At 31.8% G+C, this 24,380-nt stretch carries 27 protein-coding genes; 19 read left to right on the forward strand and 8 right to left on the reverse strand.

What is annotated here, in order from left to right:
• Nucleotides 1-372: a hypothetical protein gene (locus AAFP94_RS00260; protein WP_316661213.1), complete on the reverse strand. Its 372-nt coding sequence runs from the start codon at nucleotides 370-372 to the stop codon at nucleotides 1-3.
• A 420-nt stretch (nucleotides 373-792) separates the two neighbouring features.
• On the opposite strand from AAFP94_RS00260, the gene AAFP94_RS00265 reads away from it, so the two are divergent.
• From AAFP94_RS00265 to AAFP94_RS00330, 14 genes are all read left to right on the forward strand, one after another.
• Nucleotides 793-1,242, forward strand: coding sequence for a MarR family winged helix-turn-helix transcriptional regulator (locus tag AAFP94_RS00265; RefSeq protein ID WP_316661212.1), 450 nt, complete (start codon nucleotides 793-795; stop codon nucleotides 1,240-1,242).
• 291 nt (nucleotides 1,243-1,533) lie between these two features.
• Nucleotides 1,534-2,937, forward strand: a complete 1,404-nt coding sequence (locus AAFP94_RS00270; protein WP_316661211.1) for an anthranilate synthase component I family protein — start codon at nucleotides 1,534-1,536, stop codon at nucleotides 2,935-2,937.
• A gap of 2 nt (nucleotides 2,938-2,939) precedes the next feature.
• The gene (locus tag AAFP94_RS00275; RefSeq protein WP_316661210.1) at nucleotides 2,940-3,506 is read left to right on the forward strand and encodes an anthranilate synthase component II; all 567 of its coding nucleotides are present in this window, start codon (nucleotides 2,940-2,942) and stop codon (nucleotides 3,504-3,506) included.
• 1 nt (nucleotide 3,507) lies between these two features.
• The gene (gene trpD, locus AAFP94_RS00280; RefSeq protein WP_316661209.1) at nucleotides 3,508-4,500 is read left to right on the forward strand and encodes an anthranilate phosphoribosyltransferase; all 993 of its coding nucleotides are present in this window, start codon (nucleotides 3,508-3,510) and stop codon (nucleotides 4,498-4,500) included.
• 1 nt (nucleotide 4,501) lies between these two features.
• On the forward strand, nucleotides 4,502-5,287 hold the full coding sequence (gene trpC / locus AAFP94_RS00285) for an indole-3-glycerol phosphate synthase TrpC (RefSeq protein WP_316661208.1): 786 nt from the start codon (nucleotides 4,502-4,504) through the stop codon (nucleotides 5,285-5,287).
• Nucleotides 5,284-5,898 carry a phosphoribosylanthranilate isomerase gene (locus AAFP94_RS00290; RefSeq protein WP_316661207.1) on the forward strand — a complete coding sequence of 205 codons (615 nt, stop codon included), beginning with the start codon at nucleotides 5,284-5,286 and terminating at the stop codon, nucleotides 5,896-5,898. The genes trpC and AAFP94_RS00290 overlap by 4 nt, the downstream gene beginning before the upstream one ends.
• Nucleotides 5,895-7,076, forward strand: a complete 1,182-nt coding sequence (trpB, locus tag AAFP94_RS00295) for a tryptophan synthase subunit beta (RefSeq protein ID WP_316661206.1) — start codon at nucleotides 5,895-5,897, stop codon at nucleotides 7,074-7,076. Before AAFP94_RS00290 ends, trpB begins: the two co-directional genes overlap by 4 nt.
• A gap of 3 nt (nucleotides 7,077-7,079) precedes the next feature.
• A complete protein-coding gene (gene trpA, locus AAFP94_RS00300) occupies nucleotides 7,080-7,844 on the forward strand; it encodes a tryptophan synthase subunit alpha (RefSeq protein ID WP_316661205.1) in 765 nt (254 codons plus the stop codon).
• A gap of 7 nt (nucleotides 7,845-7,851) precedes the next feature.
• Nucleotides 7,852-9,837: a type I pullulanase gene (gene pulA / locus AAFP94_RS00305; RefSeq protein WP_316661204.1), complete on the forward strand. Its 1,986-nt coding sequence runs from the start codon at nucleotides 7,852-7,854 to the stop codon at nucleotides 9,835-9,837.
• A 6-nt stretch (nucleotides 9,838-9,843) separates the two neighbouring features.
• Nucleotides 9,844-10,500: a hypothetical protein gene (locus tag AAFP94_RS00310; protein ID WP_316661202.1), complete on the forward strand. Its 657-nt coding sequence runs from the start codon at nucleotides 9,844-9,846 to the stop codon at nucleotides 10,498-10,500.
• A 79-nt stretch (nucleotides 10,501-10,579) separates the two neighbouring features.
• Nucleotides 10,580-11,113: a hypothetical protein gene (locus AAFP94_RS00315; protein ID WP_316661201.1), complete on the forward strand. Its 534-nt coding sequence runs from the start codon at nucleotides 10,580-10,582 to the stop codon at nucleotides 11,111-11,113.
• A gap of 37 nt (nucleotides 11,114-11,150) precedes the next feature.
• Nucleotides 11,151-12,203 carry a DUF481 domain-containing protein gene (locus AAFP94_RS00320; protein WP_316661200.1) on the forward strand — a complete coding sequence of 351 codons (1,053 nt, stop codon included), beginning with the start codon at nucleotides 11,151-11,153 and terminating at the stop codon, nucleotides 12,201-12,203.
• Between the two features lie 6 nt (nucleotides 12,204-12,209).
• Nucleotides 12,210-12,797: a DUF502 domain-containing protein gene (locus AAFP94_RS00325; RefSeq protein WP_316661199.1), complete on the forward strand. Its 588-nt coding sequence runs from the start codon at nucleotides 12,210-12,212 to the stop codon at nucleotides 12,795-12,797.
• Between the two features lie 18 nt (nucleotides 12,798-12,815).
• On the forward strand, nucleotides 12,816-13,316 hold the full coding sequence (locus tag AAFP94_RS00330; RefSeq protein ID WP_316661198.1) for a GNAT family N-acetyltransferase: 501 nt from the start codon (nucleotides 12,816-12,818) through the stop codon (nucleotides 13,314-13,316).
• Here AAFP94_RS00330 and AAFP94_RS00335 read toward each other — a convergent pair.
• On the reverse strand, nucleotides 13,313-13,966 hold the full coding sequence (locus tag AAFP94_RS00335) for a uracil-DNA glycosylase family protein (protein ID WP_316661197.1): 654 nt from the start codon (nucleotides 13,964-13,966) through the stop codon (nucleotides 13,313-13,315). The genes AAFP94_RS00330 and AAFP94_RS00335 overlap by 4 nt on opposite strands.
• A 7-nt stretch (nucleotides 13,967-13,973) precedes the next feature.
• Nucleotides 13,974-14,642 (reverse strand): TonB-dependent receptor plug domain-containing protein, encoded by a 669-nt coding sequence (locus AAFP94_RS00340; protein ID WP_316661196.1) that lies wholly within the window; start codon nucleotides 14,640-14,642, stop codon nucleotides 13,974-13,976.
• 95 nt (nucleotides 14,643-14,737) lie between these two features.
• Here AAFP94_RS00340 and AAFP94_RS00345 point away from each other — a divergent pair, with 95 nt between their 5' ends.
• On the forward strand, nucleotides 14,738-14,890 hold the full coding sequence (locus AAFP94_RS00345; RefSeq protein WP_316661195.1) for a 30S ribosomal protein THX: 153 nt from the start codon (nucleotides 14,738-14,740) through the stop codon (nucleotides 14,888-14,890).
• 9 nt (nucleotides 14,891-14,899) lie between these two features.
• Here AAFP94_RS00345 and yaaA read toward each other — a convergent pair whose 3' ends face one another.
• The 4 genes from yaaA to AAFP94_RS00365 form a co-directional block, all read right to left on the reverse strand.
• Complete coding sequence (gene yaaA / locus AAFP94_RS00350; RefSeq protein ID WP_316661194.1) at nucleotides 14,900-15,658, reverse strand: peroxide stress protein YaaA; 759 nt, start codon at nucleotides 15,656-15,658, stop codon at nucleotides 14,900-14,902.
• A 25-nt stretch (nucleotides 15,659-15,683) separates the two neighbouring features.
• Complete coding sequence (locus tag AAFP94_RS00355) at nucleotides 15,684-16,337, reverse strand: VOC family protein (protein ID WP_316661193.1); 654 nt, start codon at nucleotides 16,335-16,337, stop codon at nucleotides 15,684-15,686.
• Between the two features lie 88 nt (nucleotides 16,338-16,425).
• Nucleotides 16,426-17,460 carry an RluA family pseudouridine synthase gene (locus tag AAFP94_RS00360; protein ID WP_316661192.1) on the reverse strand — a complete coding sequence of 345 codons (1,035 nt, stop codon included), beginning with the start codon at nucleotides 17,458-17,460 and terminating at the stop codon, nucleotides 16,426-16,428.
• Nucleotides 17,461-17,475: 15 nt separating this feature from the next.
• Nucleotides 17,476-18,027 (reverse strand): PASTA domain-containing protein, encoded by a 552-nt coding sequence (locus AAFP94_RS00365; protein WP_316661191.1) that lies wholly within the window; start codon nucleotides 18,025-18,027, stop codon nucleotides 17,476-17,478.
• 137 nt (nucleotides 18,028-18,164) lie between these two features.
• On the opposite strand from AAFP94_RS00365, the gene AAFP94_RS00370 reads away from it, so the two are divergent.
• Together AAFP94_RS00370 and coaD are read left to right on the forward strand one after the other, a co-directional pair.
• Nucleotides 18,165-19,139: a D-alanine--D-alanine ligase gene (locus AAFP94_RS00370; protein ID WP_316661190.1), complete on the forward strand. Its 975-nt coding sequence runs from the start codon at nucleotides 18,165-18,167 to the stop codon at nucleotides 19,137-19,139.
• Between the two features lie 18 nt (nucleotides 19,140-19,157).
• Nucleotides 19,158-19,613 (forward strand): pantetheine-phosphate adenylyltransferase, encoded by a 456-nt coding sequence (coaD, locus tag AAFP94_RS00375; RefSeq protein WP_316661189.1) that lies wholly within the window; start codon nucleotides 19,158-19,160, stop codon nucleotides 19,611-19,613.
• Nucleotides 19,614-19,617: 4 nt separating this feature from the next.
• Here the strand turns inward: coaD and AAFP94_RS00380 are convergent, their stop codons facing one another.
• Nucleotides 19,618-21,240: a SulP family inorganic anion transporter gene (locus tag AAFP94_RS00380; RefSeq protein ID WP_316661188.1), complete on the reverse strand. Its 1,623-nt coding sequence runs from the start codon at nucleotides 21,238-21,240 to the stop codon at nucleotides 19,618-19,620.
• Nucleotides 21,241-21,341: 101 nt separating this feature from the next.
• Here AAFP94_RS00380 and AAFP94_RS00385 point away from each other — a divergent pair, with 101 nt between their 5' ends.
• Together AAFP94_RS00385 and AAFP94_RS00390 are read left to right on the forward strand one after the other, a co-directional pair.
• Nucleotides 21,342-23,081 (forward strand): M14 family metallopeptidase, encoded by a 1,740-nt coding sequence (locus tag AAFP94_RS00385; protein ID WP_316661187.1) that lies wholly within the window; start codon nucleotides 21,342-21,344, stop codon nucleotides 23,079-23,081.
• Between the two features lie 119 nt (nucleotides 23,082-23,200).
• Nucleotides 23,201-24,313: an AraC family transcriptional regulator gene (locus tag AAFP94_RS00390; RefSeq protein WP_316661186.1), complete on the forward strand. Its 1,113-nt coding sequence runs from the start codon at nucleotides 23,201-23,203 to the stop codon at nucleotides 24,311-24,313.
• The last annotated feature ends 67 nt before the right edge of the window (nucleotides 24,314-24,380 follow it).

Consider the following 24,380-nt stretch of genomic DNA (forward strand, 5'->3'; position numbering starts at 1 on the left):
TTATGAACTGCCGTTGGGCAATGATGCAACTACGCCAGTAGTAAAACTTTCTTCCAAACAAGATGTTAAATTTCCATTTTCATTATATGGTATAAGCCTAATAAATATTTCTGTTAAAGGAGGAAAATCTACACTAGGATTAAATTGTAACGCATTACGAACATCCAAATAATTTACTATATCTCTTAAAAAAGAAGTAGTTCCTATGGTAATAAAATAACCCCTTGCACCAGTTACATAGTTCCACGATATATTAGAGCCTATATTAATCTTGTTTGCTCCGTTTGAAGGATTTGACATTATTGTACAACTTGGAGGAACAGTAATGTCTACTGTAGAAAAGGATTCACTCTGACAAACAATATTTGGCATGTTGAAGAAAAAAAGTGTAATTGTAACAAATATTTCGGTATTATCAGGCAATCCTAAAGGTGGCTTATAAAAGGTGGTTCCAATCTGTGTAGAGAGTATATCATCTGCTCCTGAAAAAGTTCCAATGGAGATGATATAACCAGTTGAGCCTTCTACGTAATTCCATTCAATAGTTATGTCAACTGAAACATTTGTTGCTCCATTTAATGGATTAGTAAGTGAAGGACATGTTTGACCAAATGCACTTTTGATAAAAAAAGTAATATGACAAAAGAAATTCTTTGCATTTAATTCAAATCGGCAATGAGAAATAACAATTTTTTAAGGTTAATTTTTAAAAATAAAAATAATAAAGGCTATAATATTTAAAAAAGATAAAATAAATCATACATTTGTATATACAACAGTTGTTTTTAGTAAATGAAGATAGAGCAGATTTTAAAAACTAGTAAAAAATTATCTTCTCATAAAAAAATTGTTGTAAGTATATTATATACTAGTGGTCAATTAAGTAACATACTCAACGGAATTCTTAAACCTTTTGACATTTCTTTACAACAATTTAATGTGTTAAGAATATTGCGAGGACAACAAAATGAAGCTGTTTCTTTAGCAGTTGTACAAGAACGTATGATAAATAAAATGAGTAACACGACAAGATTGATAGATAAATTGGTGAACAAAGGACTTGTATATAAAGAAATTAACTCCAGTAATAGGCGGAAAATTGATATTAATATTACAAATGAAGGTTTAGAAATTTTAGATTATGTTGATACTTTAATTGAAGAAGCCGAAAAACACATTGTAAATAAATTATCAGAAAAAGAAAAAGACCAACTTATAAGATTGTTAGCAAAAATAAGATGATTAATAGCAAACTAATTCTTCCTTAACAATACTAGCAATCAAGGAAAACTACCGTTTTGAACGGTAGTTTTCTGTTTTTATAGAAAAATATTTGTTTATTATATTTTCATTTATATATTTGAACCATTAATTATGAACACAATTTTAAATAATACTTGGTGGTGGTCTTCTCGAAAAGAAAATTTCGTGAACTAACGCTATAGTATATTTAAAACTAAAAATATCAAAAAGGCTTGTCATTCACGACAAGCCTTTTTTAATTTGAAAGAACATAAAATAATTTAGAGATTAATGAATACCTATCATCTACATACACATTATAAAAAAATATTGGCCGATACCATTACACCCGTAAGTATTTATCTTAAGATTAGAGATAAATATCCTAATAGTATTCTCCTTGAAAGTAGTGATTATCACGCCAACGACAATAGTTTTTCATATATCTGTTGCAATCCTATTGCATCAATAAAAGTGAAAGATGAAGTCATTACTACTTCATTTCCTGATAAGAAAGAAGAAACTCTCAAAATAGATTCTGAAATTTCTGTAGTCAATCAAATTCATAAGTTCACGCAACAATTCAAGATTCATTCTGAAGAAACATTCAAATTTATAAACAATGGTATTTTTGGATATATGGCTTATGATGCCGTTAGATACTTTGAAGATATAGATATATCGAAAAAAGAAGGCCATCTTAACATTCCAGACATATATTATGCCGTTTATCAGAATATAATTGCTATTAATCATTACAAGAATGAAGCTTATATTTTTGCACACTGTTATGAATCTGAAAATAATATTGAAGAAATCTTCCAACTCATAAAATCTAAAAACTTTGCAGCTTTCAATTTTGCTGCCGATGGTAAAACAACATCAAACTTAACAGACCAAGAGTACAAAGAACATGTAGAGTTGGCCAAAAAACATTGTGCAAGAGGTGATGTTTTCCAATTGGTTTTGTCCAAAAAGTTTTCACAAAAATTTAAAGGTGATGAGTTTAATGTATATAGAGCCTTAAGAAGCATTAATCCTTCACCATATTTATTTTATTTTGATTATGGAGATTTTAAAATCTTCGGTAGTTCACCAGAAGCACAACTCATTGTTTCAAATGGAAAGGCAGAAATTCACCCAATAGCTGGAACCTTTAAACGAACAGGAAATGATGAAAAAGATGCCGAATTGGCCAAGCAACTTTCTGAAGACGACAAAGAAAATGCAGAACATGTCATGTTAGTAGATTTAGCAAGGAATGATTTAAGTAGACATGGGCATTCTGTAAAAGTTGAAACTTATAGAGAAGTACAGTTTTTCTCACACGTGATTCATTTGGTTAGCAAAGTTACAGGTCAAAAGCATAAAGAAACTTCAACCATTCAGGTAGTAGCAGATACTTTTCCCGCAGGCACATTAAGTGGAGCTCCTAAACATATGGCCATGCAACTTATTGAAAAATATGAAAAAACAAGTCGCGATTTTTATGGAGGTGCCATTGGTTTTATGGATTTTGAAGGTAATTTTAATCACGCCATAATGATCAGAACTTTTTTAAGCAAAAACCACCATCTACATTGGCAAGCTGGTGCAGGATTGGTTTCAAAATCTGTCCCTGAAAACGAATTACAAGAAGTGTATAACAAATTAGGAGCTTTAACAAAAGCCATAGAAATAGCAGAAAGTATTTGAAAATGAAAAAAATATTAGTCATAGATAATTACGATAGTTTTACCTACAATCTCGTACACTACTTGGAAGACTTAGGATGTGATGTTACGGTAAAACGAAATGACCAACTTACAATAGAGGACGTAAAACCTTTTGATAAAATCGTATTATCACCAGGGCCAGGAATACCTGACGAAGCAGGTTTATTAAAGTCCATTATAAAAGAATATGCTCCAACTAAAAGCATTTTGGGAGTCTGTTTGGGACAACAAGCAATTGGAGAAGTTTTTGGAGGAAGTCTAGTAAATCTAGATACTGTATTTCATGGCGTAGCAACTCAAGTTACCATTACTTCTGAAGACGAAATTCTTTTTAAAGGACTCAACAAGAATATTGAGGTTGGTCGTTATCATTCTTGGGTTGTGCATCCAGATTTGCCAGAAGTTTTAGAAGCAACATCTTTTGATGAAAACAATCAAATCATGTCTTTAAGACATAAAACTTATGATGTAAAAGGCGTACAATTTCATCCAGAATCTGTTTTAACTCCAGATGGAAAACGAATATTAAAAAATTGGTTAAATAATTAAGATGAAAGAAATTTTAAACAGATTAATAAACCACGAAAGTATTTCAAGCGAAGAAGCTAAACAGGTTTTAGTCAATATTTCCAAAGGAAAATATAACCAAAGCCAAATTGCATCATTTTTGACAGTGTATATGATGCGTAGTATTACGATTGAAGAACTTCAAGGATTTCGCGATGCACTTTTAGAACTTTGTATTCCTGTTCCTCTTGAAGAATATAATACTATAGATTTATGTGGAACTGGAGGCGATGGAAAAGACACATTCAACATTTCTACATTAGCTTCCTTTGTCACTGCCGGAGCTGAAGTAAATGTCACCAAACATGGCAATTATGGAGTGTCTTCAGCTTGTGGATCTTCAAATGTTTTGGAATTTCTAGGCGTAAAATTCAGCAATGATATTGAGTTTTTAAAGACTTGTTTGGAAAAATCAGGCATATGTGTACTGCACGCTCCTTTGTTTCATCCTGCAATGAAAAACGTTGCTCCCATTCGTCGCGAATTGGGTGTAAAAACATTTTTCAATATGTTAGGACCAATGGTAAATCCTGCATTTCCGAAGAACCAAATGGTAGGTGTTTTCAGTTTAGAGTTATTACGTATGTATAGTTATCTTTATGAAAATACTGATAAAAATTATAGTATTATTCATGCTTTGGATGGTTATGATGAAATTTCTTTAACAGGTGCAGCCAAAGTGATAAACAATAAATCAGAACAGATTGTAAATCCAGATAATTTTGGATTAAAACCATTACAACAAAAAGATATTTATGGTGGAAATTCAATTGAAAGTTCAGCGAAAATATTTGTAGATGTATTAGATGGTAAAGGTACAGAGGCTCAAAACAATGTGGTTTGTGCCAATGCTTCATTAGCTATTTCCACCGTAAATGACATTCCATTTGAAGATAGTTTTAGCATTGCCAAAGAATCTTTATTGAGTGGAAAAGCCAAGCAATCTTTTAAAAAACTTGTAGAATTAAGCCAGTAATATGAACATTCTTGAAAAAATAATTGCAGACAAAGAAATTGAAGTAAAACTTCGTAAAAAGCTCATTCCAATAGAACAGCTAGAAGAATCTGTTCTATTCGATAGAGAAACTATATCGTTATCAAATAAACTAAAAAATAGTCCTTCTGGAATTATTGCAGAACACAAAAGACGTTCGCCATCTAAATCGGTTATCAACCAAGATTTAAATGTTTTTGATGTTGCCAAAGGCTATGAAAAAGCAGGTGTTTGCGGTATGTCTGTGCTTACAGATGGTAAATATTTTGGTGGTTCTTTAGACGACTTATTAATTGCAAGAGCTAGTTGCAAGCTGCCTTTGTTGAGGAAAGAGTTTATAATCGACCCTTACCAAATTGTTGAAGCACGTGCTCAAGGTGCAGATGTCATATTGTTGATTGCTGCTATTTTGTCTAAAGACGAAATCAAATATTATTCAGAGTTAGCACAAAGCTTAAACCTAGAAGTACTTTTAGAAGTTCATAACGAAAAAGATTTGAAAAAATCTTTATTTGATAGTATAACTATGATAGGTGTAAACAACAGAAACCTAAAGACATTTGAAGTTAGTTTGGAAACCAGCAAAGAATTGAGTTCAATAATTCCAGATGATTTTATAAAAGTTTCAGAAAGTGGAATAAGCAATGTTGAATCTATAAAAGAGCTTCAGCAATATGGTTTCAAAGGATTTTTAATTGGTGAAAACTTTATGAAAACCAGTAATGCTGGAGAAAGTGCCAAAGAATTTATTGAAAAACTAGAGAAATGAAACTGAAGGTCTGCGGCATGAAATATTATGATAATATAACTGAAGTTGCAAATTTGCAACCAGATTATTTTGGTTTTATTTTTTACGAAAAATCTGCTCGTTACTTTAATGGAACTATTCCCGAAATACCAGAAACAATAAAGAAAGTTGGCGTTTTTGTTAATGCTACAGTTGAAGAAATCATTGAAAAAGTAAACAAATACAATTTGCAAGCTGTTCAATTACATGGAAACGAATCACCGGAATTTTGTGAAATGTTAAGGCCTTTGAATATTAAAATCATTAAAGTATTTTCTATTAAGGACACTTTTGATTTTTCTATTTTAAAGTCTTATGAGTTAGTTTGCGACTACTATTTGTTTGATACTAAAGGAAAATTACCAGGAGGAAATGGTTATACATTCAATTGGAATGTTTTAAAAGATTATCCTTCAGCAAAGCCATTTTTTTTAAGTGGTGGTATAGGTTTAGAAGAAAATGAAAACCTCCAAAAATTTTTAAAAACAAAAGCTTCAAAAAAATGTCATGCTATTGATGTAAATAGCAAATTTGAAACTGAACCAGGACTAAAAATCATTGAATTACTAAAAAAATTTAAATCTCAAGTATGAGTTATAATATAGACAACAAAGGTTACTACGGAGAGTTTGGTGGTGCATACATTCCAGAAATGCTCTATCCTAATGTTGAAGAATTACGTCAGAATTATTTGAAAGTAATGGCAGAACCTTCTTTCATAAAAGAATTCAATCAGTTATTGAAAGATTACGTTGGCAGGCCTTCTCCACTCTATTTTGCAAAACGCCTTTCTGATAAATACAATACAAAAATTTATCTAAAGCGTGAGGATCTAAACCATACAGGTGCCCATAAAATAAACAATACCATTGGTCAAATTCTTATGGCAAAACGTCTGGGAAAAACCAGAATTATTGCAGAAACTGGAGCTGGTCAACATGGTGTAGCCACTGCAACGGTTTGTGCACTTATGGGATTGGAGTGTATTGTGTATATGGGAGAAATTGATATTGCTCGTCAGGCACCAAATGTCGCAAGAATGAAAATGCTAGGAGCAACTGTTGTTCCCGCATTATCTGGTAGCAGAACCTTAAAAGATGCAACTAACGAAGCTATTAGAGATTGGATAAATAATCCTGTAAATACACATTATATTATTGGAAGTGTAGTTGGGCCTCATCCATATCCAGATATGGTTGCTCGTTTCCAAAGTATTGTTTCAGAAGAAATTAAATGGCAATTAAAAGAACAGGAGAATATAGAAAAACCTGATTATGTAGTGGCTTGTGTTGGCGGTGGCAGTAATGCAGCTGGAGCATATTATCATTTTCTTGAAGATACTTCTGTAAATCTTATTGCTGTTGAAGCAGCCGGGCTTGGAATAGATTCAGGAGAAAGTGCTGCAACTTCTGTTTTAGGAAAAGAAGGTATTATTCATGGCAGTAAAACTTTGTTAATGCAAACCAACGACGGACAAATTACAGAACCTTATTCTATTTCAGCAGGTTTGGATTATCCAGGTGTTGGGCCAATGCATGCCCACTTGTATAAGTCTGGTCGTGCAGAATTTATCTCTATTACAGATGATGATGCCATGAAAGCTGGTTTAGAACTTTGTAAGCTAGAAGGTATCATTCCTGCCATTGAAAGCTCACATGCACTTGCAGTTTTTGAAAAGAAAACATTTAGTCCAGACGATATTATTGTTGTTAGTCTTTCTGGTCGAGGCGACAAGGATTTAGATACTTTTATTAAATTTTTTAAACTATAAATAGTGAATAGAATCAACCAAAAAATAGAAGAAAACAAAAAGATACTTTCAATATATTTTACAGCAGGTTATCCAAATCTTGATGACACTGTTACTATCATTCAAACTTTAGAACAAAGCGGTGTTGATATGATTGAAATTGGGTTACCATTCAGTGATCCATTGGCGGATGGACCAACAATTCAGGCAAGTTCAACTCAAGCTCTTAAAAACGGAATGACATCAGAAGTCCTGTTTAACCAATTAAAAGACATTAGAAAATCCGTTTCCATTCCTTTAATTATTATGGGTTATTTCAATCCTATTTTACAATATGGTGTTGAGGGTTTTTGTAAAAAATGTCAAGATATTGGTATTGATGGTTTAATCATTCCTGATCTTCCAGTAGATGTTTATTCTGAAAAATATAAAGACATTTTTGAGAAATATGGATTAATCAATGTGTTTTTAATCACACCTCAAACTTCGGTAGAACGCATCAAATTCATTGATTCAATTTCCAACGGATTTATATACATGGTAAGTTCTGCGAGTACAACAGGAGCAAAAATAGGTTTTGGAGATGAACAAATAACCTATTTTAAAAGAATTGCAGACATGAACTTAAAAAATCCTCAAATCGTTGGATTTGGTATTAGTAACAATCAAACGTTTACTCAAGCAACAACTTATGCCAAAGGCGCTATTATTGGTAGTGCTTTTATTAAATTTTTAAGCCAAAATAACGTAAATTCAATCTCAAATTTCGTGAAGGCAATTCGAAGTTAATTTAACTATGAAAAAGTTTGCAAAAATTCTAATCTTATGTCTAATTTTAAATTCGTGTAAAGAAAAACAAGTGTCTTATACTTCGTATTCAGATTACCCAGAACCTATAAATGCTAATCTTTGGTTAGACTATTCAAAAAAAGCTACAGAATTTAAGATTTGGTCTCCAACAACAGAAAGTGTAAAACTCAATCTATACAAAGAAGGTTTTAACGGAAAACCATTTGAAACTTATGAAATGAAGGTTGACTCTGAAGGCATATGGTCAATAAAATTAGAAGGCGATTTAAATGGAACTTACTACACATATCAAGTAAAAATTAATGATAGCTGGCTTGAAGAAACTCCTGGCATCTATGCTCAAGCTGTTGGTGTAAACGGAAAACGAGCAATGGTTTTAGATTTAGATAGCACAAATCCAGATAATTGGGAAAATCACAAAGGCATAAAACTAAAATATCCAAACGAAGCCATCATATATGAGTTGCATATTCGAGATGTAACGATTCATCCAGAATCAGGTTCCAGTATGCCTGGAAAATATTTAGGATTAGTAGAAGAAGGTACTAAAGGCCCTGAAGATATCGAAACTGGAATAGATCATATCAAAGATTTAGGCGTTACGCATGTTCACTTATTACCAACTTATGACCATTATTCTATTGATGAAACTAAATTAGACAGTGCTCAATTTAATTGGGGTTATGATCCGCAGAATTACAATGTTCCTGAAGGTTCTTTTTCATCAAATCCTTTTAAAGCTGAAGTCAGAATAAAAGAATTTAAAGAAATGATCAAAACATTTCATGACAATGGTATTGGTGTTATTTTGGATGTGGTTTATAACCATACCGGACGAACTGAAAATTCTAATTTTAATTTAGAAAATCCAAATTATTATTACAGACATTGGGAAGATGGAAACCCTTCAGATGCATCTGCATGTGGTAATGAAACGTCTTCCGAAAATGCGATGATGCGAAAGTTCATCGTTGAATCTGTTGCCTATTGGGCAAAAGAATATCATTTGGATGGCTTTCGGTTTGATCTCATGGGAATACACGACATAAAAACCATGAATCAGGTTTCTAAAACGCTTAAAACAATCAATCCAAACATCATAATCTATGGTGAAGGTTGGACAGCAGGAGATTCACCTCTTCCAGTTGAGCAAAGAGCTTTAAAGCAAAACATGAAGCAAATACCTCAAGTTTTGGCGTTTAGTGACGATATAAGGGATGGCATTAAAGGTCATTGGGAAGATGATGAAAATACTGGCTTTGTAAGTGGCTCTAAAGATACTGAAGAGTCCATTAAATTTGGGGTTGTTGGTGCTATTGACCATCCTCAAATCGACTATCAAAAGGTCAATTATTCCAAAGCTTCGTGGACTAATGAACCTTGGCAAGCTATATCTTATGTTTCATGTCATGACAATCATACACTTTATGATAAACTGAAAATTTCTGTAAAAGATGCTGATGAAAATACATTGATTCAAATGGATAAATTGGCAAATGCCATAGTCCTGACATCACAAGGAACTGCTTTTATCCATGCAGGTTCTGAAATGTTAAGAACCAAATATGGCGAACACAACTCATACAATTTACCAGATACTATAAATAGGATAGATTGGAACTGGAAAGTTAAGCATCAAGATGTGGTAAACTATTATAAAAACTTGATTAAATTAAGAAAAGAGCATCCTGCTTTTAGGATGACTTCAGCAGAAAAAGTTAGAAAGTATTTAGAATTTAAAACTATTGAAGATGGTTTGGTTAGCTATCAGATTAACAATGGTTCTGGAGATACCTGGAAAAAGATATTAGTTATTTATAATGCAAAAAATGAGTCTTTTAATTATCATTTAGAGGGTACATGGAAACTAGCTGTTTTAGGCGAAACATTTTATTCAGAACAAGAAAGTAAGACAATTAGTAATTCTATTGAAGTGCCTAAAATTTCTATGGCTATAATCTATAAAGACTAAATTATTATGCAGTATCACATTATTATAAACAGTATTAAATCTGTTACAGAATTTAAAGATTCTTGGTCCAATGATGATTTTATCGAGTTACTTGATCGATTTGGATTTGAAGATGGAAAAAACACAAAGCCTGAAGAATTACAAGAGTTATTATTTATGGCCATTTCAGATTTTGAGCCAGAAGAAGCAGCGGAAATTGTTTTAGGTTATAAATTCTCAAACCTCTTAAATAAAAATCAAATAATACAAATTTCTAATGAAATGTTAGAAGATAAAATTTCTGAAGAATATGCAGATATATCTTTACATCATCAATTATTTAATGTCAATCAGTTATTACATAAAGCGTATAACGGAACTTTTCCAAATGCAAAAGCCACTGTAATCGAATTTGAAATTGCACCCAATAAAGAGGTTACAAAAGAAACTGTTTTAAAAGCATTAAATCATGGTCTTGCAGATGGTAATGTAATCAAACGCTTATATGCTGATCAATTAACTAGTAAAGAAGAATTTATTGAAGCCGAAAGTATTGTTTGGAGCTTAATTAATAACGGAGAAAATAATTATACGGTAATAACTTCAGAATATTGGATTAGTAAAGATGAATTTAACGAAGCAGAATTTGATGTGACAGTACTTAAACACGAAGATGATGATTAAATTCTATTTTAGAATATGGTTTTAACACTTTTTAATTAATTTTAATTACTTAATTTTAAACAACTTAACATTATCAATCATGAAATCCTTATTAAGCTTACTATTCTTTGCATTTATTATAACGGTTCAATCTCAAGAAAATATCTCGACAAATGATAATCCCATTGAAAAATTGAGCTTTCTTATAGGTACTTGGAAAGGCGAAGGATGGATGATGACTCAAGCAGGAAAACAGACTTCCAAAATTACAGAGGTTGCAGCATGCAAAGCAGATTGTAGTGTTATTGCTGTTGAAGGTTTAGGTGTTAAAACCGATCCTGAAACTCAAGAAGAAACTGTTGTTCATGATGCTTTTGGCGTAATTTACATAGATCCTGAAACCAACGCTTTAGCCATGAGAGCGTATAAGGATGGCAGAGCAAATGAAAGCCCTATTGAGTTTATAGAAGATAAAATAATACGTTGGTTTATAGATATCCCAAATGGCAGTAAAGTCAGATTTACTTCAGATTATAGTACAGAAAACAAATGGGTTGAAATAGGTGAATTTAGTAGAGATGGTGAGAACTGGATGCAATTTTTAGGAATGGAACTTACCAAGGTTGAAAATTAATACGCTATATTAGTTTTAAAATTGATTAATCTGAAAAATGATTTTAAAATTACGCTTTACAAACGCTCTACCTTATATTTTTCTAATTGCATTTCTGTTATTTTCCAATCATTTCATTTGGAGTCAAAATGATACTATAGTTTTAAATAATAATGATAAAATTATAGGAGAAATAAAGCAAATGGACCGAGGTGTTTTGACCATTGAAGCAGATTATAGCAAAGACGACTTTAGAGTAAAATGGAAAGATGTTATAAGAATAAACAGCGATAGAATTTACCTTCTTACATTGTCAAGCGGTAAAAGATTAAACAGTACTCTAATTACTAAACCCGGAGATTCTACTAATGTTACATTAGAGAATAGTAATGAAAAATTTACTACAAGTATTAAAAGTATTGTATACATTAAGCCCGTAGAGAGTAATTTCTTCTCTCGATTAACTGCCTCCTTATCTGTCGGCTTTAATTATACTAAAAGCAACAACCTTACACAATTTACTGTTAGGAGTAATTTAAGTTACACAGCCTATAAATGGACATATAATGGCAGTTTTAACTCTGTAAGAAGTAGCCAAGATGACACAGACAATACACAAAGAACAGATGCAAGTTTTGGATTTAAATATTTTATGAGAAAAGATTGGTTTTATTCAGCAGCAGCAGACTTTTTATCTAATGATGAACAAAAATTAAAACTTCGTTCCACTGTTAAAACAGGTTTAGGTAAATATATCATTCACTCTAATAAAACAAATTTTGGTGGTGGATTTGGTCTAGCATGGAACAATGAGCAATTTACGGATACCAATTCTACAAGTAGAAACTCATTGGAAGCTTATGCAGGCTTAACGCTAGATATGTTCGATTTAGAAAATTTAAGCTTAAAAACAAATATTACCGCTTATCCTAGTTTAACTGAAAAAGATCGATTTAGGTACGATTATTCCCTTGATTTAAAATATGATCTGCCATTAGATTTTTTCATTAAATTAGGGCTTACTTATAATTATGACAACAAACCTGTTGAAGGAGCTTCACAGTCTGACTATGTATTTCAAGCTACATTTGGATGGGAATTTAATAATTAGAAAAATATGTCAATACTGAAAAAATCAACGCGTTCAATGATAGTAGGAGGATTATTTTTTATGGTTCCGCTCCTATTAGTTTTGGTCGTAACAACTAAAATATTCCAAATAGTTTTGCCCTTTGGTAGAAAAATTTCCAATGTATTAGATTTACATTCAGTATTTGGAAAAGCTTCCGTAACTATTGTTTGTATTATTTTAATCTTGCTTATTTGTTTAATTAGTGGTCTTTTAATTGAAAAGGGCTTTGTGAAAAAATGGAGCAATAGTGTAGAAGAGAAACTTTTTATTCACTTTCCATCGTTGCAAATGTTGAAGTATAGATTAATCGGGGACAAAAAAAGCGTTATAAATGAATTATGGCAAGCAGTTCTAGTTTATGAAGATGGTGGTTATTCAATCGCATTTATAACTGAATCTACTGAAAAATTTGTTACATTATTTTTTCCCGATGCGCCAAAAATTGATGCTGGTCAAGTAAAATATATTCCAAAAGAAGAGTTTAAATATATTCCAATAACCATGAAAGAAGCTATGTCTTCACTTTATAGTTTTGGTAAGAATATGAATATAGAAAAAATGGTTTTAAAATAATTTTGAGTTCATTTTATAATGAGTACTTCTATAAGACAGGCTGAAGAAAAAGACATTCCAAAAATTCTTGAAATAATAAATTTTGAAATTTTAAATTCTACTGTTATTTATGATTATTTAGAGCATACCATTGAACAACAAACAGAATGGTTTAAACAAAAACAGAAAAAGAATATGCCTGTTATAGTTGCTGAATGTAACGATGGTGTTATTGGTTTTGGAACTTATAGTATTTTCAGACCTTGGGATGCTTACAGATTAAGTTTAGAGCATTCAATCTATGTTGATAAAGATTACAGGTCTCAAGGCATAGGAAGGACCTTGATGACTGAACTTATAAAACTTGCAAAAGACCAAGGGTATCATACTATGATTGCTGGTGTAGATGCCTCTAACCAAAAAAGTGTAAATTTTCATAAACACTCTGGATTTAAAGAAGTAGGTGTCTTTAAAGAAGTTGGATACAAGTTTGATAAATGGTTGGATTTGATTTTTATGCAGTTGTTTCTAAACGATTAAAAAAACTCACTGTATTGCATCACTCTAAAATCAAAAGTTGTAAAATCAGGATCATTGATTTTTAATTGCTTATAAAGCGGCATACTACCTATTGCTCTATTCGCAGAGCCAGAAGAAGAGGTTAAAGACACGGTTTTTATAGTACGATTATTTAAAATGAATTCATGTATTCTGGGCACTTCATGAGAAACTACTTCTAGTTCTAAATCATACTCTTTTAAATGTTTTCTAAAAAAATATTCTGGACCATTTTTACTGTTCCCTCCAATAAACAGTAATGTTTGAACATTTGGATATTTCTTTACGTAGCCAACTAAATTACGTAACACAATATTTTGCATACCCAAATCACTGGCATCAATTTTTTCTCGTTTACAGCTTTCAACAATATCACATATGCCTATTCTGTTTTCTAATAGAAATTGTTTACGTTGTTCGATTGCTTCTTGTGAATTATCATATCTTAAGTTTAAACCATGGATTTTGTCTATATAAAGCCAAAGCGAATTGTAATAACTACCGTAGCAAAAATCCACATCTTTTTCCAATAAATCTCCAACAGAAAAACGAGGTGGAGGTAAAGTACCTACTATAAGTTTTCGGGTATTATCTTGAATAAATGGCTGATAAGGATGCCTATGTAAAAACAAGAACGTTTTATTTTTTTAGAGAGATTTGTACCACACCATTGGCACCTCTTGAGCCGTAGATAGAAGCAGCAGCATCTTTTAAAACACTAATGTCTTTAATATCATTGACGTTGATATAATCTATATCAAAAACAATCGAACCATCTACCACAAAAAGTGGTTCAGTACCTGAATTAATAGTATTGATTCCTCTAACAATTATCTGATTGTTGCTTGTTACTCTTACTCCAGCCAATCGGCCTCTCATATAATCATAGATATTAGTATAACCTAAAGCTTGTCTTTCACTACCTGCATCTAGTTTCTGAACACTAAACGTGTTGTTTTCTCTAGTGACATCTCCATAACCAATAGATACTTTTTCATCAAGATATTCTGGTTTTTTTGGCTTTAAAAACATAAAACTCATACTCTTTTCTCCAGAATATTCTGAAGTTAAAAAGCCATATCCTGGTGAATATACAGTTACTTCTTTTGTGTCTTCTGGTAATTCTACTTCAAAATAACCTCTATGATTAATAGTAATTTCAACATCCTGATCATTAATAATTACTTTAGCATTGGTTATTGGTTGTTTGTCTTGGTCTATAATTTTACCTACAAGTTTATTTTGAGCTTGCATTGTAAAAGATAAAACCAGAGAAAATACAATTTGAAAAAAGGTTTTAGTAGTCATGATGATGAAATTTTACTTCATCTAAAATAATAAAATTCAGACACTTATTCAAAAAAAATAGTATCTTACTGCTTCTAAATTAAAAGCAAAAGAATATGGGAAAAGGTGATAAAAAAACTAGACGAGGTAAAATTGTAAATGGCTCTTATGGTGTAAGACGTCCAAAGAAAAAAAACGCTAAAGTTGTAGTTGCTAAAAAACCGAAAGCTAAAGCAAAGCCTAAAACAGCCGCTAAAGCTAAAAAATAAAGATTAAGATTATCTTATAAAGACCAACTCGGTTTTGGTTGACATCGTTTCACTAAAACCATAGCCTTCATAATTAAATCCTTTTATATCATCAATAGTGTTGGCATTTGTATCAATTATATAACGCGTCATATATCCTCTTGCTAATTTTGCAAAAGTCATTATACTTTTATATTCTCCGTTTTTAAAATCTTTAAACACAGCTGTCACAACAGGTACTTTTAATGCCTTCACATCTATGGCTTTAAAATATTCATTACTTGCCAAGTTTAAAAACAACTCATCATCTTCCAATTCTTCGTTTAAAGCTTTTGTAATTTTGGTTTTCCAGAATTCATAAAGGTTCTTGTTTTTTCCAACAGGGAATTTTGTGCCCATTTCCAATCTGTATGGTTGAATCAAATCCATAGGTTTTAATACTCCATACAAACCTGAAATAATTCTAACTGTATCTTGAAGTTTATTTAGCTTTTGTTGAGTAATTGAATACGCATCAATACCTCTATAAACATCACCGCTAAACGCATAAATAGCCTGTCTTGCATTGTCTTTTGTAAAAGGTAATTGCCACTCTTGGTTACGGTCATAGTTTAGCTGACCCAAAGCAGAAGAAATGCTCATCAATTTAGATAAACTTCTTGCAGATTTCTTTTTAAGCAATTTGTTGAGGCGTTCAGCTTCATTTAAAAAGCAGGCTTCTGTAGTGGTTTGCGTTGGTAATTCACTTTCGTAATTCAAAGATTTTGCAGGAGATAAAACAAGTTTCATATATCGCTTTTTTACTTTAACTAAATTACAATAATTCTTTTATAAAACCATTTTCAAAACTAAAGTTGTAATCGCCTCTAATTACAAAATCCGAAGTATAAGCTTTGTCCATACTAGGATACCAATTTTTCTTATTCTTATTTATTAAAATGAATAGGCCTTCATCATTTCCCAATGCGCAAAACCTATCAAAATTGCCATCAAATATTTCAATCTCCTTAAAGGTGTTAATGGTATTATAAACCGATTGGATATTATCTGTGGCAATTGCCATTTCACTAATAGAAATAATAGATTTTGAAGAGAAGTTCTCTTTGCTCTCAACATTCAAGTTTTTTCGGCCAATAAATTCCACAATATTGTGGTCAGTATCATAAAAATAAATAGCTTCTGCATTCCAATTTGAAAAATCTGAAATTAATTTGCCTTCAAAATCAATAATCCCAACTCTTTTTTGCAGCCAAGGCAAGGCCTCTTGTATTTTGATAAAGGGAATATTAAAAGCCAAATGTGAAGGCCTTATGTATTTTCTATACTGAAAAGTTAGGGTGCTATTCCCAATTTTAAACGAAATTTTATTTGGCAAATCCACAAGCTGTTTAAGCTCTAGTACAGAACCATAAAAATGCTTTTGTTCTTGAATTGAAGATGTATAAAGTATGATCTCGTCTATTCTCATTTTTTACTACTTTTTTCAAAAATAATATTGATAAAAGACATTGGCTATTAATAAAAACTGTTATTATTTATATTATAATAACAATAATTTATGAGTCAATATGTTTAGAATAACCTCTCCATTTTTCAACGCACTGTTGCATATCATCTGGAATCTCTGAAGTAAAACGCATAAACTCTCCTGTAACTGGATGCTCAAAACCCAATGTTTTGGCGTGAAGTGCTTGTCGAGGTAGTATTTTAAAGCAGTTTTCTACAAACTGTTTGTATTTTGTAAATGTTGTGCCTTTTAAGATCTTTTCGCCACCATAACGCTCATCATTAAACAAGGTATGCCCAATATGTTTCATGTGCACTCTAATCTGGTGCGTTCTACCTGTTTCAAGTTTGCAAGTTAATAGTGTAACATAACCTAACCGCTCCAAAACCTTGTAATGTGTTACTGCTGGCTTTCCTTTGTCAAGATCATCTCCTTCAAACACCGTATTTTGCAATCGATTTTTGGGATGCCTTCCTATGTTTCCTTCAACATTACCTTCGTCTTCTTCAACATTTCCCCAAACCAAAGCAACATATTCGCGTTCGCTAGTTTTGTCAAAAAATTGTTTTGACAAATGATTCATCGCATCTTCGGTTTTGGCAACTACCAAAAGCCCACTGGTATCTTTATCAATTCTATGAACCAATCCTGGTCTATCGTTGGAGTTTTTAGGTAAATTCTCAAAATGATAGATCAAGGCATTTATCAATGTACCTGAATAGTTTCCATGTCCCGGATGCACAACCATTCCAGCTGGTTTATTAACAACTAAAAGCGCATCATCTTCATAAACAATATCAATAGGGATATTCTCTCCTATCAATAAATATTCATGTGGTGGATGCGAAAACAACACTCTAACCACATCGTTGCCCTTAACCTTATAATTGGATTTTACAGGAACATCATTCACATAAATATTGCCTGCTTTCGCAGCCTGTTGAATTTTATTTCGAGTAGCATTTTCAACAAAATTCATTAAATATTTATCTACACGAAGTGGCGTTTGTCCTTTTTCTGCTGTAAAAGAATAGTGTTCGTAAAGTTCGTCTTCGTCGTCTTCAAATGTATTTTTATTTTGCATATTGTTTTCTGAAGACTACTTATTTCCATTACCGAGAACCAAATCTATAACTGATGTTTTCTCAAGCATCGTCCCAGGTTTTATATCTTCTCCTTTATAAGTCATGCCTAAAACCATATCTTTTCCAATATTATTAACATAGGTAAGCCTTCCAACTTCAAAACCCAAAGCTTCTAATGTTGGCTTAGCTTGCCTGAATGTTTTTTGCTTTAAATCTGGTACAAGTACTTTTCTATAACCTGATGGATTAAGAGTTAAATAAATTTTACGATTTTCTTTTACCTTACTTCCAGGAACAGGATCTTGCTCTATAACAGAAAACTTTGGATATTTTGGATTGAAGTTAGCAGAATCCTGAATTTGTAATACCAAGTTATTTTTTTCGAGCTCAATTTCCGCTACTTGTAAAGATTTCCCCGTTAAGTCTGGTACAGTTTCAAAATCGCCATGATTTGTAGTAATATTCAGCCACTTTAGCATAAAAAAACAGAAGACAATTAAAGCTACACCTGCTAATATGATTTGATATAATAATGTTTTGCTAAAAAGAAATTTAATGAGACTCATTTAAAATTATTTGGTTAACAAATATATAAAAACCAAAGCGTTTTTAGTTTTGATTTATAAGTGATATTTTAGCTTAACTAATATAAGATACGTTTTATTGTTGGTTTTAGATTTATACTGAATCAAGTTCGGCACATATGAAAAAAAACATTGCCATTATTATGGGAGGATTTTCAAGCGAATATGAAATATCCTTGAAAAGTGGAAACGTAGTTTATGAAACTTTAGATGCTTCAAAATATGTTGGTTATCGTATCCAAATATTAAAAGATAAATGGGTTTATGTTGATGACAATAATGTTGAATTCCCAATAAATAAAAATGACTTTACAGTAACAATAGAAAACCAAATCATAACTTTCGATTGTGTTTTTAATGCCATTCATGGTTCTCCTGGAGAAGATGGCTTTATGCAGGGCTATTTTGAATTGATTAATATGCCTCATACTAGCTGTGGTATGTATCAGGCAGCATTGACTTTCAACAAAAGGGACTGTTTAAGTGTTTTAAAACCTTATGGTATAAAAACAGCAAAATCATTCTATATTAATCTTGGTGATAAATTTAATGAAGAATCTATAGTAAAAACTGTTGGACTGCCTTGTTTTGTAAAAGCCAATAAAGCGGGAAGCAGTTTTGGAGTTACTAAAGTTTATAAAGATGAGGATTTACAAAACGCCATTGAAATTGCATTTAAAGAAGATGACGAAATCATTATTGAATCTTTTTTAGACGGAACTGAAGTTTCAGTTGGTGTTATAAATTATAAAGGAGAAGTAAAAGTTTTACCTATTACTGAAATTGTGAGTGACAACGATTTTTTTGATTACAAAGCAAAGTATCTAGGCGAATCTCAAGAAATTACTCCTGCGAGAATTAGTCAGGAAATGACAGACAAAGTCAACAAAGTGGCTAAACAAGTCTATGAAATCTTAAAAATGAAAGGTTTTACCAGAAGTGAATACATATTTAAAGACGGAGAGCCTCATTTATTGGAAGTAAATACTGTACCAGGGTTGACTAAAGAAAGTATTTTGCCACAACAAGCCGTTTCTGCTGGAATATCTTTATCAGAACTGTTCTCAAATGCTATTGAAGAGGCATTGAAATAAAAAACGTATTTTTATGCTATGAAAAAAGCCATTTTTCCAGGTTCATTTGACCCTTTAACGTTAGGACATTATGATATCATTAAAAGAGGTGTCACACTTTTTGATGAGGTTATTGTTGCTATAGGTATTAACGCAGATAAAAAATACATGTTCTCTTTAGAAGAACGTCAAAAATTTATTGAAGAGGCTTTTAAAGATGAAACAAAAATAACTGTGGTGACTTATGAAGGTCTAACCGTAGATTTCTGTAAAAGAATAGGTGTTGATTTTATCCTACGAGGTCTACGAAATCCTGCAGATTTTGAATTTGAAAAAGCCATAGCTCATACCAATCGTGATCTAGCTCCTATTGAAACCGTTTTCCTATTAACCTCTGCTCAAACTTCATATATCTCCTCTTCCATTGTACGGGACGTTATTAGAAATAATGGCGATTATACTAAACTTGTTCCTAAAAGTGTAGTTGCAAAATAAAAGATTACAACTTATATTCCGAAAGCGATTTTGCAAACTTTTCTGGATTAGCAGCTAAATGATAACGAGGATCATCTATATCTTCAATAATTACTTCACGAAATTTCGGACTTGATTTATACAACAAGACTTTACAATCTTCACTCAAATGTTTTAGTTTTATAGACTTGCCTTCAGCCTCATATTTGTTTACTAAATTAAAAATGGCTTCTAATGCTGAATGGTCAGCAACACGCGATTCCACAAAATCTACTTCTACATTATTGGGATCATTCTTTACGTCAAATTTTTCATTAAAAGCAGAAATACTTCCAAAAAATAATGGCCCCCAAATTTCATAAATTTTTGTACCGTCATCCTTCATCCGTTTTCTTGCACGAATACGTTTTGCATTTTCCCAAGAAAATACCAAAGCACTAACAATAACCCCTGAAATTACTGCTATAGCTAAATCAAAAAGCACTGTTAGTCCGGAAACTAAAACTAGTACAAAGAGATCTGTTCCTGGTATTTTGTTCATGATTCTAAAACTACTCCAAGCAAAAGTTCCTATAACAACCATAAACATAACACCAACTAAAGCTGCAATAGGTACTTGCTCAATCAATCCTGATGCAAATAAGATGAACATAAGCAATGCAATGGCAGCAACAATTCCAGAAAGCCTTCCTCTTCCGCCTCCTTTAATGTTTATAATAGATTGCCCAATCATTGCACAACCACCCATTCCACCAAATAATCCAGTAACGATATTTGCACCGCCTTGAGCTAAACATTCTTTATTGGAGTTTCCTCTGGTTTCTGTTAATTCGTCAATTAAATTTAATGTCATTAATGATTCTATCAAACCAATGGCTGCAAGAATTAAAGCGTAGGGACCAATAAACTTTAGAGTTTCAAAAGTAAATGGCACTTTACTAAAAATATCAAATTGAAATTGTGGCAAACCACCTTTAAGACCTTCTCCTCCACCTTCTTTTATAAAACTACCAACAGTTGCTACATCAAGATTTCCGAAGATTACTATAGCCGAAACAACCAAAATAGCGATTAAAGCTTCTGGTAATTTCTTGGTTAATTTGGGTAAACCAAACATGATTCCCATAGTCAATGCGACTAAACCAATCATTGTCCATAATTTTGATCCGTGCATCCAAACTTCCTGACCGTTTTCAACGGTCATAAACATGCCTAATTGAGATAGGAAAATCACAATTGCTAAACCATTTACAAATCCCATCATTACTGGATGAGGTATTAATCGCACAAACTTTCCAAGTTTAAAAACTCCTGCCAGCATTTGTATAATTCCCATTAAAATCACCGTTGCAAAAAGATAGTACAGGCCAAGATTTTCACCTTCAACTCCCATAGCATTCCCTTTGGCAACCAAAGCTACCATAACAACTGCCAATGCACCAGTGGCGCCACTAATCATTCCTGGTCTTCCTCCAAACACTGACGTAATAAGGCCAATCATAAATGCTGCATACAATCCAACCAACGGATCAACTCCGGCAACAAATGCAAACGCTACGGCTTCTGGAACAAGAGCTAAAGCAACTGTCAGTCCGCTTAAAATATCGTTTTTTGCATTTGCAGTTCTTTTTCTAATAAACTCTGTCATAATAGGTTTGCTTTAAGAAGCTGCAAAAATACAGTTAAAATCTGGGCGACCAAGAGCATATTTCTTTATTTTGATTATGTTTGACTTCTCAAACGTTTGAAATGAAAAAAATTATTATTATTCTTTCTTTATGTCTCTTTTGTTGTAATAAAAAGGAAAATACTCCATTTGATTTTAAAACCGTTTTTGAAGCTTCAGGTGGAACAGAAACCGCAACCTATAAAGAAACCATTTCATTTTACAAAAATTTAGCTAAAACATATCCAGCAATTTTTATTCAGGAAATTGGTGAGACAGATTCTGGAAAACCTTTACATCTAGTAACCTTAAATCCCAACGGTATTTTTGATTTTTCAGAAATAAGGGAAGATAAAAGGATTTTACTAATTAACAATGGTATTCATCCTGGAGAAAGTGATGGTATAGATGCTACCATGTTGCTTTTTAGAGATATTGCTCAAGACCCTATTACAATGCCTAAAAATACAGTGTTGGTTACTATTCCTATTTATAATGTTGGCGGAAGTTTGAATAGAAATTCAACAACAAGAGCCAATCAAAATGGTCCGAAAGAGTATGGATTTAGAGGTAATGCAAGAAATTTTGATTTGAATCGTGATTTTATAAAATGTGATACCAAGAATGCCAGAACTTTTGCAGAAATATATCATTTGGTGCAACCAGATGTTTTTATTGATAATCATGTGAGCAATGGTGCAGATTATCAATACACAATGACACATTTGTTTACTCAACACAATAAACTTGGTGGCAAACTAGGTGAGTTTTTGTTTGCCCAAATTATACCTTCCTTGAAACAGAAGTTATCTGAAAAAGAATGGGATATCACGCCTTATGTGAATGTTTTTAACCAAGTGCCTGAAAAAGGATTTTCTCAACTTATTGATTATCCAAGGTACTCAACTGGATATACAACCTTGTTCAATACTTTTGGGTTGATGGTAGAAACACATATGCTGAAACCTTACAAACAAAGAGTTGAAGGTACCTACGAACTTATGAAAAGCATGCTAGAAATTACTGAAGAACGTGGAGAGGTGATTATGTCATTACGAAAAAAAGCTTTAACAAGATATAAAGCAGGAGATAGTTATATTCTCGATTGGGAAATAGATACAACAAAAACAACAACGTTATATTTTAAAGGTTTTGAAGGTAACACCATAGAAAGTGAAATCACAGGTTTTAATCGTTTAAAATACAATCGCTCAAAACCATTTACGAAAAAGGTCGCGTATCACGAATATTTAAAACCAAAAATTGAAGTCAAAATTCCTAATGCTTATGTTATTCCAAAAGCTTGGTTTGAAGTTCTAGAACTTTTAAAATTGAATAAAGTAGAAATGTATCCTCTACAAAAGGATACCATATTAACTGTTGAATCTTACAAAATAGATAATTACAAAACCAGAGCAAATCCCTACGAAGGGCATTATCAACATTACAACACCAATATTACAAGAACAATAGCTGAAGTGGCTTTTAATAAAGGAGATTACATCATTTCCACAAACCAAAAAGCTATTAGATATTTATTAGAAACTTTTGAACCGCAAGCTCCAGATTCATTTTTCAACTGGAACTTTTTTGATACTATTTTACAACAAAAAGAAGGCTTTTCGCCTTATGTTTGGGAAGATAAAGCCAAAGAATTATTGGATAACGACCCAGAACTTATACTCCTTTTTGAAACCAAAAAATATACAGACACTGCCTTGGCTAACAATTGGTATGCACAACTGGATTGGATATATAAGAAAAGTGTCTATTACGAAAAAGCACATCTGCAATATCCAATTTATAGAATTCTAGAACCTTGACAATCTCAAAAATATTGTCGAAATTAGTATAAATATGGCTTGTAGCAATTCAATCAATGATTAGCCTAACATTGGCAAATATTTTGAGTAAATTCTTACATAACTCAATTTTTAATAGAATGATATTACAATCTGAGTTTTATTTAAATTTTAATGAGCTTATCTTAATATTTGGTTTGTTGTTATCAATTATAATTGCTATCGCATTTGCTATAAAATCAAGTTTAAGAATTGCTAACATCTGGTTTACGGGATTTCTGCTATCGAGTGCCACAGTTTTTGCCGTAAAATTCCTTTATTCGACGGGGGCAATTATTAACTATCCTCATTGGTTTAAACTCAATTTTCCAGCTGGAATATTACGACCGTTGTTATTGTACCTGTATATTTTTTATTTACTAAACCCGACAAGAAAATTTAAATTAAAGCAATTATTTCATTTCATTCCATTTATCTTTTTGGTTTCTTATCTTTTTCCATTTTTTATCCAAAATGCTTCGTATAAAAATGCGGTACTCATGGGCGAGATTACCAATACGACAGGAATACTCCCATCATGGTACAATGGCTTTCAATTTCTCTATTCTCTTTTATATTTAGTGCTTATTTTTTATTGTTTTCGAATTTATGTGAAAGCAAATCCTAGGCCTAATCGAAAGAAAAAGGTTTTAATTAAATGGATTCGACTTATTATTGTAGCAAGTATAATTTTTATTACTACAGCATTAACATTGAGAATTAGTGGTATCCATGGCAACTTCAATCTATATCTCTATGACATTTACTCCATACTAATTGTTCTTTTGTGTATCAGATTAATAACGCTTCCGGGAATAGTTGGTATTTATTCTAATTCAAATAATAAATACGAAAGATCAGGACTATCAAAAATTGATATTTCAAATTCTTTTTCCAGAATAAATAGTCTCATGTCACAAGAACATCTCTATAAAAGAAAAGACTTAAAACTTATACATATTACTGAGAAACTAGGAATCCCAGAATATCAAATTTCGCAAATCATTAATGAAGTTTCGGGAAAAAGCTTTAGAGACTTCATAAACATGTTCAGGGTTGAAGAAGCCAAAAGAATTTTATTAGATTCTCACAACAAATATTCTATTGAAGGTATCGCAAAGGAATCAGGATTTCATTCGCGCGCTTCATTTTATTCAGCATTTAAAAAACATACCCAACTTACTCCTACACAATATTTAGAATTATCTAAATAGTCTTAAATCGCTTTACAAGACAACTATTAATTGAATTATTGCACTAACCTGTGTAATTTGTCATCCG

It is taken from the genome of Gilvirhabdus luticola (genome assembly GCF_040117515.1).
Lineage (GTDB): Bacteria > Bacteroidota > Bacteroidia > Flavobacteriales > Flavobacteriaceae > Gilvirhabdus > Gilvirhabdus luticola.